This is a genomic window from Paenibacillus sp. FSL R7-0333, assembly GCF_038000365.1.
Lineage (GTDB): Bacteria > Bacillota > Bacilli > Paenibacillales > Paenibacillaceae > Paenibacillus_AQ > Paenibacillus_AQ silagei.
Genome location: NZ_JBBOBZ010000001.1, coordinates 5258029 through 5270915, shown reverse-complemented (window position 1 = coordinate 5270915; position 12887 = coordinate 5258029). Strand labels below are relative to the sequence as shown.

General features: G+C 46.7%; 13 protein-coding genes and 1 tRNA gene. 11 read left to right on the top strand and 3 right to left on the bottom strand.

All coding sequences use genetic code 11. From position 1 onward, the window contains the following. Window positions 1-154: 154 nt before the first annotated feature. Window positions 155-1630 carry a glycosyl hydrolase gene (locus MKY86_RS22190; RefSeq protein ID WP_076076365.1) on the top strand — a complete coding sequence of 492 codons (1476 nt, stop codon included), beginning with the start codon at window positions 155-157 and terminating at the stop codon, window positions 1628-1630. 17 nt (window positions 1631-1647) lie between these two features. Here MKY86_RS22190 and MKY86_RS22185 read toward each other — a convergent pair whose 3' ends face one another. Continuing rightward, window positions 1648-2139 (bottom strand): PH domain-containing protein, encoded by a 492-nt coding sequence (locus MKY86_RS22185; RefSeq protein WP_076076059.1) that lies wholly within the window; start codon window positions 2137-2139, stop codon window positions 1648-1650. 201 nt (window positions 2140-2340) lie between these two features. Here MKY86_RS22185 and MKY86_RS22180 point away from each other — a divergent pair, with 201 nt between their 5' ends. Next, on the top strand, window positions 2341-2943 hold the full coding sequence (locus MKY86_RS22180) for a hypothetical protein (protein ID WP_036724189.1): 603 nt from the start codon (window positions 2341-2343) through the stop codon (window positions 2941-2943). An 87-nt stretch (window positions 2944-3030) separates the two neighbouring features. Here the strand turns inward: MKY86_RS22180 and MKY86_RS22175 are convergent, their stop codons facing one another. Next, window positions 3031-3456, bottom strand: a complete 426-nt coding sequence (locus MKY86_RS22175) for a GNAT family N-acetyltransferase (protein WP_076076061.1) — start codon at window positions 3454-3456, stop codon at window positions 3031-3033. Window positions 3457-3731: 275 nt separating this feature from the next. On the opposite strand from MKY86_RS22175, the gene MKY86_RS22170 reads away from it, so the two are divergent. Beyond that, window positions 3732-4067 carry a YolD-like family protein gene (locus MKY86_RS22170; protein ID WP_076076064.1) on the top strand — a complete coding sequence of 112 codons (336 nt, stop codon included), beginning with the start codon at window positions 3732-3734 and terminating at the stop codon, window positions 4065-4067. A 41-nt stretch (window positions 4068-4108) separates the two neighbouring features. Here MKY86_RS22170 and MKY86_RS22165 read toward each other — a convergent pair whose 3' ends face one another. Then, a complete protein-coding gene (locus MKY86_RS22165; protein ID WP_200869526.1) occupies window positions 4109-4270 on the bottom strand; it encodes a hypothetical protein in 162 nt (53 codons plus the stop codon). Window positions 4271-4448: 178 nt separating this feature from the next. Here MKY86_RS22165 and MKY86_RS22160 point away from each other — a divergent pair, with 178 nt between their 5' ends. The 8 genes from MKY86_RS22160 to MKY86_RS22120 all read left to right on the top strand — a co-directional run bounded on the left by MKY86_RS22160 (window position 4449) and on the right by MKY86_RS22120 (window position 12793). After that, window positions 4449-5135, top strand: a complete 687-nt coding sequence (locus MKY86_RS22160) for a M15 family metallopeptidase (RefSeq protein ID WP_076076067.1) — start codon at window positions 4449-4451, stop codon at window positions 5133-5135. Between the two features lie 75 nt (window positions 5136-5210). Next, a complete protein-coding gene (locus tag MKY86_RS22155; protein WP_051477936.1) occupies window positions 5211-5687 on the top strand; it encodes a WGxxGxxG family protein in 477 nt (158 codons plus the stop codon). A 191-nt stretch (window positions 5688-5878) separates the two neighbouring features. Further along, window positions 5879-5964: transfer RNA gene (locus MKY86_RS22150), tRNA-Leu, on the top strand. A gap of 786 nt (window positions 5965-6750) precedes the next feature. Continuing rightward, on the top strand, window positions 6751-7059 hold the full coding sequence (locus tag MKY86_RS22140; protein ID WP_036724220.1) for a PTS lactose/cellobiose transporter subunit IIA: 309 nt from the start codon (window positions 6751-6753) through the stop codon (window positions 7057-7059). Window positions 7060-7133: 74 nt separating this feature from the next. Next, the gene (locus MKY86_RS22135) at window positions 7134-8432 is read left to right on the top strand and encodes a PTS sugar transporter subunit IIC (protein WP_076076069.1); all 1299 of its coding nucleotides are present in this window, start codon (window positions 7134-7136) and stop codon (window positions 8430-8432) included. A gap of 41 nt (window positions 8433-8473) precedes the next feature. After that, a complete protein-coding gene (locus MKY86_RS22130; protein ID WP_076076072.1) occupies window positions 8474-11020 on the top strand; it encodes a glycoside hydrolase family 2 in 2547 nt (848 codons plus the stop codon). Window positions 11021-11031: 11 nt separating this feature from the next. Beyond that, entirely contained in the window at window positions 11032-11349 is a 318-nt protein-coding gene (locus MKY86_RS22125) for a PTS sugar transporter subunit IIB (RefSeq protein ID WP_076076075.1), read from the top strand. Window positions 11350-11371: 22 nt separating this feature from the next. Continuing rightward, entirely contained in the window at window positions 11372-12793 is a 1422-nt protein-coding gene (locus tag MKY86_RS22120; protein ID WP_076076079.1) for a 6-phospho-beta-glucosidase, read from the top strand. Window positions 12794-12887: the final 94 nt, after the last annotated feature.

Below are 12887 nucleotides of genomic sequence, written 5' to 3'. Positions count from 1 at the left end.
CTTTGTAAGTGGGTATGGGTATAATGCCTGTGCCCTGAATAGTATAGCGTAAGAATAACGGATTGTGACAGCCCTAATTCTGTGTATTTGCCGTGCTGAAGTTCCATAATTCGTCATAATATGTACAAACACAAGGAAAAGGATGGTGGAAAATGTGGAACAGCGCAACCTCAGGGACCTGCTGGATTCAGCCTCGCGGCTGATTGGTGATGTGCAGTGGCAAGCGGCTTTTCGCAAAATACAGATGTCTCCCGCTGACGCGGAGCTGGGGGCGCCCGCACGGAAGCTACTGGAGACGCTGTACTGGCTGCAGGGCCAGGGAATGATCAGCGGTCAGCATGATTACCTGGAGAGCCCGGATGATATCAACAACAAGCTTAAGAATACGGCTGGCAGCTATGCCGGACTGCACGGCTATGAGATGGGACCGATCAGCAACCAGACGGAGAAGCTCATCAGCAGCCAGCGGCAGGGCGTAACCGACAGTGCGATCCGCTGGCACAAGGCCGGGGGGATCGTAGCGATGACCTATCATGCCAACCTGCCGGGCAGCGCTCCAGCCTGGACGAATGTCTCCATGAGCCTCAGCGAAGCTAACTTCAGCAAGTACATCACACCGGGAACGCCAGAGTATACGGCAATGATTGCTGAGCTGGATAAGGTAGCTGTTTTCCTGAAAAAGCTCAATGACGCCGGTGTTCCCGTACTCTGGAGACCCTACCACGAGATGAACGGCGGCTGGTTCTGGTGGGGGCAAAAGTCCTCCTTCGTCACCCTTTGGGAGATCATGTTCCAGCGGTACACCGTCTATCATCAGCTGCACAATCTGCTATGGGTGTGGAGTCCGAATGCCAAGAACAAGAATAGTGAGGAGCCGGCGAAGTATTATCCGGGCAGCGGCAGAGTGGATGTGCTGGCAGCGGATATTTTTGAGGGGGATTACAAGGTAAGCCATCATGATACGCTCTGGGACCTGGGGCGCGGCAAGCTGATCGCCATCGGCGAGAACGGGGAGCTTCCTCCGCCAGCTGTGCTGGCAGGCACGCAGAACAAATGGAGCTACCAGATGACCTGGGGCAAGATGTTGTACGATCGCAATAAGGATGCAGTAATTCAGGCTTTTATGAAGAATAGTGCCGTGTTCTCCAGAGATGATTATTCGGCCAAGGCTGCGGCGTATGCTTCTTCAGGAGGGGTACTCCCCAAGCCGGGCCTCTATGGGCAGTATTATAACAATATTACGCTTAGCGGCACGCCTGCCCTCACCCGGACAGATGCCAATATTAACTTCGCCTGGAGGCAGGCGGCGCCTGATCCGGCCGTTCACGCAGATCTGTTCTCCGTACGCTGGAGCGGTCGAATAAGCGCTGCCTACAGTGAGACCTATACGATCTACTCGTATTCAGATGACGGAATCCGGATATGGATCGACGGGAAGCTGATTATTGACAGCTGGATGAAGCAGAGCGGGCAGGAGCGGCAAGGCACAGTGAGTCTGATTGCAGGGAAGCTGCATGAGCTGAAGGTGGAGTACTATGAGAACCAGGGGGATGCGCGGGCGGTACTGATGTGGGAGAGCCCCAGCCAGGCCAAAGGCGTAATTCCGGCAGGAGCCCTCTACCTTCCATAACCAAGTGTAACGAAGCGTCAGATATGCTCGCGGTAGCTGATGTTGTTGGCGATTTTCTCGTCACGGACGGCTTGGCGCAGGATATCCTTGACAGCTTGAACCTTACGGATTCTATAGAAGGGGAGCTGTGGAGATGAAGCATCATCCGACAAAATGATCAGCGTCCCGATACCCAGCATACGCTGCATAACCGACTGAGTGACAGAGAAATCATTCACCCGCAGCAGCTCGATTTCTTCGACATCCTTGCCGATCAGTCCGCTCTTCACCATAATCCGCTGGGACGTAATCGTATACTTGGTGGTATTCAGTCCGATCAGCCCCTTGAGACGGTCGGAGATGCCGGCAGGCTTGCCCTGCCATAATTCTTTTTCGGGACCGGAGCTATGGCCAGACGCCGGACGGCGTGCTGCTGCCGGAGAACCGGCCTCTTCTGTACCTGCCCCGCATTCCCCGCAGAATTTGGCACCTTCGTTGTATTCCGCACCACATGCTGTGCAATAAGCCATGATAGATCTTCCTCTCCTTGAACAGATGAATTCATTATAGTATAACAGGAATTGCCAGTCATCAACGGGTTATGGACCGCCGTTTCTCCCTATGAATACGCTTAACTGCTGACATATGTTTCATTACGCCGAATTTTACATTAATTTCATTTGCACTTAACAAAAATCGATATTATTCTGTTAAGTGGAGGGATATTAACTATGAGACAAGCTTTACTTGCAGGACTGCTAGTGGCCGTCATGATACTCAGTGCCTGCGGCAATAACAGTGCTGAACCGGCGTCCCCGGAAGAGGTACAGGAGACGGTACAGAACTTTTACAATGAAATGTCGAAATTCGACGAAATGGGCAAATCCTCGCTAGAGAACTTCAACACCACGCTAACCTCTTATTCCACCGGACAAGCGACAGACAAAGAATTCGAGAAGGCTGTGGACAGCTTCCAGGATACCGCATCTCAGCTTGCAGATCATGTGAACGATATCAAGATTGCGGGTGGCCTGCCGGATACGATCGAGAAGCTGCTTAGAGATTCGGTGATCGCTTTCCAGAGTGCCTATCAGATCAAGGAGAAGGCTTCCAAGGGCGCAGTATCGCCTGATGTGACCGCTGAGGAATTCAACACGATGAATGAGCAGGCGGACATAGCGATGCTCTACGGCATCTCCAAGCTGAATGAAGCCAGAGAAGCCGCCGGACTGATTGAACCGGAGCAAGCCGTACCGGGAACCGTATCAGATGCAGGCACAGATGCCAAGCAGGAACCGGGTGCTGGAAGCGCAGGGACTTCGTCAGTGAAATAAGCAGAGACAAGACTTCTTATACGCCAAAGGATGCAGATGAAGACGCTGTACAGCATTACTGTAGGCGTCTTTTTGCTGCCGATTGAATTATTGGTCCAATCTTTTTGAGAAGTACTTAGGGGCTTCCCTGAAACCTTGTCTTTCATAAAATGTATGAGCCGCTATTCTTCTGGCATGGCAATGAACCTGGATACTGGCACATCCTCTTCGGGTGGCGGAAGCTGAAGCGGATTCCACTAATTCCTGTCCAATTCCCTTACTTCTAGCTGAGGAGTCCACAACCAGATAACTAATGGAGGCGATATCTCCTCTCATGCCCAGTTGCGGGATATAATGCAGGGAAAGACAGGCGATAACACCTCCTTCCGCTTCATAAACCATTAACTCCTCATTGGGGTCAGCAAGAAGTCTTTCTATATTCTCTTTCATATAAAGCTCGGTATCTGGATAACCTAACTGCGTCAATAGTCTGGAAATACCCTCTCGATCCTCCACATTTGCTGCTCTAATCATAAATATCATCTCCGTCCTTTCTACCCCTTTCCCCTAATGATGGCATCAGATTAGCGAAATTACTAGAACCACAGTATGGCTGTTTCAATGCAGGTGTGGTGCTAGCTCAATCCTTTGTAATGATCAGTTAAAGCCCTCCTTCTGCGTCCTTGGCCTGACATTAATTTCTGCTTGCTTAACAAGCTGAATCGCGGATATAATACAAACATACGTTCGGTTTGTGAGCGGAAAGATGATGTAGTCCGGGTTATAAACATCAGAGTGGGGGAATAGCAATGGGCAAGAAGCTTGAAGCGGGCGGTCTGCGGGAGAGCAGCCGAAGCATGTTGACGGAGCATAAGGGCGGGATCAGGAGGGACGAACGGGAGACCTGGCATAGCCTGAGGCCGGTTCTGGATGAGCAGAAGCTGGAAGAGATTGAGCATACGCTGGCCTTATCGCTGCGGAGTCATGTGCGGGTAACGCTGGTGCTGTATGGTCCTCAGGAGCAGGTGAAGCTGAGCGGCTTCGTGACCTCCATTCACACCCACTCGCGTGAATTCAAGCTGCAGTGGGCGGAGGAATGGAAGTGGCTGCTTGTAGATGACATTGTGGAGGCTTATATTGTCTAAAAGAGTACCTGTTCGCCTGGGATCAGCACGGCACGCTTCATTTACTTGCTGCGGTGTCCATCCGTCTTCTCATAGGCAATCAGCGTGACTTCCGGGTTCCCGGTCATCCGGGCAATCTCCGATTCCGCCTGGCGGATTACCTCCACCACATCCTCCTGGTCGCTAAGCGGAGCTATTCTGTAGCTGTCGCTGTGTATCTCCATGTTCATCCCCCTTTTCGTTTGAATGACTTGACTTACGGTCTGTCTTCTTATTTTGGCCTGTAGATGCACAGTTCATCCGGGGAGATAGGACGCTGCACAGCTCATTTTGTGAAAAAAACGGTCATTGGTGCAAGCAATCCGGCCTAAGCGGGCATTTACTATACCAGGGGGTGAGTAGATGCTTACTTTGGAGCAGGTCAAGCAGAAGTCGGCCGCAAGGCTGGCGAAGCTGCATCCGGCCGTACTGGCCGGGGCGAACGAGCTGATTAGACGGAGTTATAACCGGGGGGTGCCGATCCTCATTACGCAGGGCATGCGCACGATAGCGCAGCAGAATGAGCTATATGCTCAAGGGAGAACCAAGAAGGGCGACATCGTAACCAATGCCCGGGGAGGCGACAGCTACCATAATTACGGACTGGCAATAGACTTTGCGCTGCTTCTGCCGGATGGCAGGAATGTGTCCTGGGATATGAAACGTGACGGGGATGGCGACAAGGTGGCAGACTGGCAAGAGGTGGTGCAGGAGGGGAAGAAGCTGGGGTTCGAATGGGGCGGGGACTGGACCTCCTTCAAGGATTACGCTCATCTGCAGATGAGCTTCGGCCTTAGCATCCAGGACCTGAAGGCAGGCAGACGGCCGACTGCCCAGCAGAGTGCAGCCGCACTAAGCCGTATAACCGGAGGTGAGCCAGAGGTGAACAATAATATCCCGGTAAATATTACGCTCAATGGAAAGAAGCTGACGACCGGCGTCATGGACGATGCGGTAACCTATGCGCCTGTACGTGCGATTGCGGAAGCACTTGGAGCCAAGGTCACGTATAATGCGTCCAGCAAGACCGTGAACATTGTGAAGGAATAACTTCTCTGCATAGATGCTGTCCCGGATGGGGAAATTATCAGCGATTAACCACATCCATGAAGGGGGCACAACATTTTGAACAAGCTGATCACAAGTCTTGCCTGCGGTACGGTCCTGTCCATGAGTCTGCTCGGAGCAGGTGACATCTCCGCAGCAGCGCCGGGCGGTATGACAACTACGACTCCTGGCGTTATGAGCACCACCGCTCCGGGCATGCACAGCACAACGACTGACGGCCGGATGGGCAACATGGGGAATATGGGCAATCTGGATGACCGTATGATGGACAGCCGGGGCAACACCATGATGAATGAGACCAGAGATTCGATGCACAAGACCGAATCCATCATGAAGGACAAAATCCGTACCGGCGACAACAGCTCCGTCTCCCCGCTGTCCAACAATAACACAACGGGCCGCTACCGGGCACAGAGCACGACCACCACAGGCACCAACAACGACAACCGCTCCAATTGGGGCTGGCTTGGTCTCCTAGGGCTCCTGGGTCTGGCCGGCATGCGCAGCAGAACTGGTGAGCGTGACCGCCACTAGTCCGAACAGCGCAGCGCAGGGCAGAACGGATCTGACCAGATCCGATTCGGTAAGACGAGCAAAAGGCCCGCGTCAGTCTCGGCTGAGCGGGCTGTTTGCTGCGTCTGCAGCAATATTAAAAAAAGGAATTGCGTATCCCCCGGATACATGATATTATATCTCTTGTCGCGTTAGTTCGCGCATCATAACATGCCGGGGTGGCGGAACAGGCAGACGCACAGGACTTAAAATCCTGCGAAGGGTGACCTTCGTACGGGTTCGACCCCCGTCCTCGGCACTAGAATGAAAACCTTGAGAAATCAAGGTTTTTTTATTTGGATTACTTTCAAAAGTATATGTAGAACACTTATTTAGTGCACAGGATTTATCCTGTTAATTACTGAGTTTTGTCAGGAAAGATACTCAATTCATTGGCTAGCACTTCTTCCCCGGTTAACACCTCTACCACGATGCCTACTCCCAAGCGAAACCCATATTTGAATATAGATGCCTCCTCTGAAAATCGCTCCTTCCTCATCTCCTTCATTTATAAAGTGCTTTGTGTTCAACCATAAGTTATTTATACTGGCTAAATCCACGTTGTATTCTCTATAAAGAATAACGTTTTCATTGATGGCGGATTTGATAGAGTGTGTTGCTTAGCTAGGTCAAGCATGTATTTTTTAAGGTTCGTGCAGACTGTAAGTTACCTGCCGCATTTCATATCCGGGGTTGTCGCGACGGGTGGACAATCATTTTTCTGGCAGCCTTGGCCGGGATTGATCCATCGCTGTATGAGGCAGCGGAGATTGATGGAGCTTCAAGGCTTGCCTGGCTGGGAGGAGCACCCTGCTGTAAGAGCAGGTAAAGTCTATTATATCCATGAGTATTGGAATGGAGATGATGCCTTCTCTGGCTTTGCTGTGGTACGCATAGTTGCAAACGGGGAATCAAAGCAATGCCATTCTTTTTCCCCCAGGTAGGTGAAAAAGAATGGGTTCAATTGAAAGCGATATCAAATTATACTTACCTTGTAACAAGGACAGCAAGACAGATAAGAGAGAAAAAACGCAGAGGTGATGGAATGGAATACGTGGAGAAGATTATGACGCTGATTGCCAATTCTGGAGAAGCTAGAAGTAAAGCGATGGAAGCGATTCAAGTGGCGAAAACTAATGATTTTATTGCGGCCAAAAAAATGCTGCAGGAAGCTTCGGATGTTTTGCGAATGGCTCATAAAATTCAAACGGGTCTAATTCAGGAGGAAGCAGGAGGAAGTAAGCAGGAGATCACGATTCTAATGATACATGCCCAGGACCATCTGATGAATGCTATGACTGTCAAAGATCTGGCTGCAGAATTTATTGAATTGTATGAGGTTAACAAGAAATAGATAGTCAGGATCATTCGGGGTTAGCCTTATGCGATAGCTAAAGGCTCCCTAAACATTTTAATGGGGGGTCAGGTATGAACGGATTTTTAGGGATATTACAGAAAATGGTCGTTCCGCTTGCAGCGAAATTATCTTCGAACAAAGCTTTGCAATCGGTTTCTAAAGGTCTTATGGGTTTGATGGTAATCATGATGATGGGTGCTTTTTCAACGATATTGAGCAGTTTGCCATTCGATGCTTATCAGAACTTTTTAGTGTCTTCTAATTTAAAAGGAGTATTTAACACTCTGCTCAACGTTACAACAAATATGCTGGGGGTATACGCAGCATTTTCCATTGCTTATTCCTATGTCTCAAATGAAGATAAAGATGGATTCTCAGCAGGTGCAATCAGCCTCATGTGCTTTTTTATCGTTACTCCATTGACAGTCGCAGGAGAGGGCTACATGGCAGTTACGAATTTGCCGTTGGATTGGATAGGGCCAAAGGGCTTATTCACCGCAATGATCGTTGCTATTGTAGTTTCCAAATTGTATGTATTGATTATTAACCGGAATATAACGATTAAAATGCCTGAAGGGGTTCCGGAATTTGTATCCAAATCCTTTGTAAGCATTATTCCGGGTATTGTTATTGGCATCCTTTTTGCCGCTATTTCTTATCTGCTATCCTTAACCAGCTTCGGGGACATGCATCAAATCATTTATAAACTGATTCAAATTCCTCTTACAGGTCTTGGATCCAGTATCTGGGCTGCATTGCTGGTGTATGTATTGATTGGGTTGTGCTGGTTCTTCGGGGTTCATGGCATGGCAGTAATGTCAGTGGTGATTCCAATCTGGGCAGCACTTGATGCCGAGAATATGGTTGGCGTTGCTGCAGGCGTGGCCAATGCGGATTTGCCCAATATTGTAACTCTTAACTGGGTAAGTGCAGTGGCTACTATCGGTGGTGCCGGTTCAACTATTGGTTTAGTGATTTGGCTGACCTTTAAAGCTAAATCAAAGCAATATAAAGTATTTGGCAAAATGGCGCTTATTCCTTCTCTCTTTAATATAAATGAACCAGTAATCTTCGGGCTTCCTGTAATGTTGAACCCGTTACTGTTTATTCCATTTGTATTTACTCCTGTATTGCTAATCGGGCTGGCATACATTTTAGTTACGATCGGAATATTGCCAATTTCGAATGGAATCGGGGCGCCCATGGGCACACCATTAGTGCTTCAAGGCTTCTTTAATGGAGGCTGGAGGTTAGGGTTGTACCAGGTGTTCGGAGTCCTGCTGTCATTGGTCATATACTATCCGTTCTTTAGAATAATGGATAAAAAAGCTGTTGAAGAAGAATCCGCTGCTGAGATGGCAGCTCAATAAGGTCTACATGTGAGTGATGATAAGTGGAGGGAGGTGGGGAAATGAATAAAATAGGCGATATTTATGCTAATAAATTCGAAAATTTTATTTTCCCATTTTTTTGGATGCATGGAGAGTCAGAAGAAGTACTAGTGGATTACATGCAAAAAATTCATGACAGCCATATTGGTGCGGTGTGTCTGGAATCAAGACCTCATCCGGATTTTATGGGTGACAGATGGTGGGCTGATCTGGATATTATCATTAGAGAAGCCAAACGGTTGAATATGAAGATTTGGATACTGGATGACTCACACTTCCCGACAGGCTATGCGAATGGTCTGGTTAAGGAGAAGTATCCCGACAGGCTAAAAACACTCTTGACACACCGGGTTGTCGAAGTCTTTGGACCCAAGGATAGCATCGGGGTTATGACAGCCAATATATTCGATCCCACTGCCCGATTAATCGCTGTTTACGCCAAGCAAGACGATAAAATCATTGATCTGAAGGATCAAATCGATGATGAGATAATTTACTTTAATATTCCCGCAGGTTCATGGAAAGTATATCTACTCTATGAGTCCAGGAAAGTGGATTATAATCCGGATTATATTAATATGGTGGACAAAGAATCCTGCGATGTATTAATTGAAGCGGTATATGAGCCACACTACCAACGGTATAAAGAAGAATTCGGGAGAACAATTGCGGGATTCTTCTCGGATGAGCCTGGATTTATGAATGAAAAAGGAGTACGGAATGACAGCAGGATTGGTAAACTAATGCCGCTTCCCTGGAGCAGGCAGGTTAAAGAAATGTTGCAATTAAGATTGGGTAAGGATTACCTGCTACAGTTATCCTCTCTATGGTATGACGAAACATGCAGTCCTGAAATCAGACATGTCTTTATGGATATCTGTACCACACTGTACAAAGAGTGCTTTAGTGATAACTTGGGGAATTGGTGCAGGGAACGCAATGTTGAGTATGTGGGCCATGTTATTGAAGACCGTGATTCCAATGCCAGACTTGGTGTGGGTGCCGGGCATCTGTTCAGAGCGATGGCGGGGCAGGATATGGCGGGCGTCGATGTTGTGCTGAATCAACTGATTCCGGGAATGGATTCTGGTGAACATCCTACATTCAGAGGTACGTGGGACAGCGAGTTCTTCCATTATGCCTTAGTGAAGATGGCCTCATCTCTAGGGGCAATTGATCCCAAGAAGAAAGGCAGAACGATGGCAGAAGTATTTGGCGCTTACGGCTGGTACGAGGGCGTGAAGATGATGAAGTGGATCGTGGATCATTTCTTAATCCGCGGAGTGAGTTATTTTGTTCCACATGCCTTCTCACTGAAAGGATTTCCTGATATGGATTGCCCTCCACACTTCTATGCCAATGGAAATGATCCTCAATTCAGGTATTTCGGTGATTTAATGAAATATGTCAATAAAATGAGCACACTCTTCAGTGGAACGAAAGGAAAACCGACTGCGGCCATTCTATATCATGCGGAGGCTGAATGGACTGGAGACTTCATGCTGACGCAAAAACCGGCAAGGGTACTGACCCAGCAGCAGATTGACTTTCATATTTTACCTAATGATGTCTTTACATTCAAGGATAGCTTTCTTACCGTATTAGATAACTATCTGCATGTGAATGGCTATGAGTACCAGTGCTTAATCCTCCCTTATTGTGAATGTATCAGTGAGGAATTGGCTCAATTCATTATTGCTTCCGCAAATTCTCATCTGAGAATTATCTGCATAGATGCATTGCCTAGCAAACTATTTAATAGCAGCAATACAGATTTACTCAATCAAATGTCTCATGTGGAAGTAGTAAAACTGGATGAGCTGTCTCATTACATGAAAGCCAATCAGTTACACCATATTGAGGTGGCAACTTCCGAACCCTATTTGAGATTTGCTTCTTTTGCCCATGAGGACGGAGAGTATTTAATGTTCTTTAATGAGGATCCGTTGAATATGATTCAGACCTCAATTCAGATTGAATCGGATAAGCCCATATACAAATTTGATGTTCTTAATAATAAGATCACCAAAGTGGAGTATGACGGCAAGAGCTTCCCGCTTGTATTGTCTCCATACGAATCATTTGTCTATGTGTTGGGAGAGATTGATGCAAGTATTGTAGGTACAGAAGTTATAATTGGTCATAAAGTGAAGGTAGTTGACTCACCCTATAAGGTAAGTATTGCAAATGTTCAGGAATATCCTGATTTTAGAGAAGCGTTCACCATGGAGCAGCTGGAGAATTTATCATTAACCAAGTACTTGCCTAAATTCTCGGGAACATTCAGATATGAAACTGAAGTCCAATTGGATCAAGATATTAACGCAGCCATCCTGGACTTGGGAAGAGTGTTTGAAGTAGCTGATGTCACTATAAACGGCACATTTATTGGCACCAGGATCTGTCCACCTTATCATTTTGAAGCCCACAATATTCTTAAATCAGGAATGAATACAATATGCGTGGATGTAACGAATACGTTGGATAAGCAGCTTAGGGATTACTTTTCTTACGGTGAAGAAATTCAGCCTTCGGGATTATTGGACAATATTGTTATCAAATATTAAGGAGAGTTCTAATGACAACTATTAAGTTATTTTGCTCGGCAGGGATGTCAACAAGCATGCTGGTTACCAAAATGAGAGCAGCGGCAGCGACTAAAGGATTGGAAGTTAATATTGAAGCGATGTCGGAAGGCCAGATGTCCAAACAATTAGAGAACATGGACGTAGCATTATTAGGTCCGCAAATAGGCTTCAAATTAGCAAGTTCTAAGAAGCTATGTGATTCTGTAGGAATACCTGTTGCGGTAATCCCCACTATGGATTATGGCATGATGAACGGTGAAAAGGTTTTGGATTTTGCATTAAAGCTAATCGAAGATTACAAGAAATAAATGGAAGTTAGAGGTGTTTGCAATGAACGTAAAAAACAAATTTCCTGAACACTTTCTCTGGGGAGGAGCAATATCGGCCAATCAGACGGAAGGTGCCTATAATATAGGCGGGAAAGGCTTGTCGACAGCAGATGTACTGGAGAATGGTATTATGGGCAAAATTCCGGAAAAACTGTCTGTTGTTGAAGGAAACATATATCCCTATCATGAAGCTATTGATTTCTATCACCGATATAAAGAGGATATTGCCTTGTTTGCTGAGATGGGCTTTAAGTGCTTCCGAATGTCAGTAGCCTGGTCAAGAATTTTCCCGAACGGTGATGAGAGCGAGCCTAATGAGGAAGGCCTGAAGTTTTATGATGATGTATTTGATGAAATCTTAAAGTACAACATTGAACCGATTGTAACCATTTCACATTATGAGATGCCGCTCAGCTTGGTTGACAAATATGGAGGCTGGAGAGACAGGGCAATTATAGGCTACTACGAAAAGTATGCCAAAGTCTTATTCAGAAGGTATGGAAAAAAGGTGAAGTATTGGATCACCTTCAACGAAATCAATGTAATAGCACATGCTCCTTTTGCCGGTGCAGGAATCATTTATGCAGAAGGGGAGCATAAGGAACAGATTAAGGCACAGGCCGCGCATCATCAGCTGGTTGCCAGTGCGCTTGCGGTTAAGGCTTGTCATGAAATTATTCCTGATGCTAAAATCGGAGGCATGTTGGCAGGAATGGTGTCTTATCCCTACACCTGCAATCCCGACGATGTCTTTGAATCCATGAAATTCGATAGAGCTTCACTGTTCTACAGTGACGTTCAAGCCAGAGGATATTATCCGAGTTACATGAATCGTACGTATAAAGAAAATAATGTGAGCCTTAGAATGGAATCGGATGATTTAGGCATACTGTCGGAAGGAACCGTTGACTTCATCGGCTTCAGTTATTATATGAGCTTGGTCATTACCACATCTAAGGAAGATTTGGATCGAGCTGATGGTAATCTCGTACTCCAAGCTGTTAAAAACCCTTATTTGGAATCTTCGGATTGGGGATGGCAGGTCGATCCAAAGGGCCTGAAAATTTTAATGAACACCTTATATGACCGTTACCAAAAGCCGCTGTTCATTGTTGAAAATGGCTTGGGTGCAGTAGATGAAGTAGAAGAAGGTAATGTAATCAACGACGATTATAGAATTGATTATTTACGCAAGCATATTGTGGAAATGAGAGAAGCCATCGCAGATGGAGTTGAACTGCTTGGATATACGACATGGGGACCTATCGATCTTGTAAGTGCCTCATCGGGTGAAATGAAGAAACGTTATGGATTTATCTATGTGGACAAAGATAATCAAGGACAAGGTACAATGGCGAGATTTAAAAAGAAAAGCTTCGAGTGGTATAAACAAGTGATTGAATCCAATGGAGAAATACTTTAATTGTTTAATCAAGTAGTGGGCCTCTAGTTAGGAGAGATCCACTACTTTTTTACAATGCCGCCCAGTCCCGATAATTGTAAAACCGGGGTAGGCT

Excerpts from the sequence above, each read along its gene's own strand:
- MKY86_RS22140 (WP_036724220.1), top strand. The coding sequence starts at position 6,751 with ATGGAATACGTGGAGAAGATTATGACGCTGATTGCCAATTCTGGAGAA.
- MKY86_RS22180 (WP_036724189.1), top strand. The coding sequence starts at position 2,341 with ATGAGACAAGCTTTACTTGCAGGACTGCTAGTGGCCGTCATGATACTC.
- MKY86_RS22165 (WP_200869526.1), bottom strand. The coding sequence starts at position 4,270 with ATGGAGATACACAGCGACAGCTACAGAATAGCTCCGCTTAGCGACCAG.
- MKY86_RS22125 (WP_076076075.1), top strand. The coding sequence starts at position 11,032 with ATGACAACTATTAAGTTATTTTGCTCGGCAGGGATGTCAACAAGCATG.
- MKY86_RS22185 (WP_076076059.1), bottom strand. The coding sequence starts at position 2,139 with ATGGCTTATTGCACAGCATGTGGTGCGGAATACAACGAAGGTGCCAAA.
- MKY86_RS22160 (WP_076076067.1), top strand. The coding sequence starts at position 4,449 with ATGCTTACTTTGGAGCAGGTCAAGCAGAAGTCGGCCGCAAGGCTGGCG.
- MKY86_RS22175 (WP_076076061.1), bottom strand. The coding sequence starts at position 3,456 with ATGATTAGAGCAGCAAATGTGGAGGATCGAGAGGGTATTTCCAGACTA.
- MKY86_RS22135 (WP_076076069.1), top strand. The coding sequence starts at position 7,134 with ATGAACGGATTTTTAGGGATATTACAGAAAATGGTCGTTCCGCTTGCA.
- MKY86_RS22130 (WP_076076072.1), top strand. The coding sequence starts at position 8,474 with ATGAATAAAATAGGCGATATTTATGCTAATAAATTCGAAAATTTTATT.
- MKY86_RS22170 (WP_076076064.1), top strand. The coding sequence starts at position 3,732 with ATGGGCAAGAAGCTTGAAGCGGGCGGTCTGCGGGAGAGCAGCCGAAGC.
- MKY86_RS22120 (WP_076076079.1), top strand. The coding sequence starts at position 11,372 with ATGAACGTAAAAAACAAATTTCCTGAACACTTTCTCTGGGGAGGAGCA.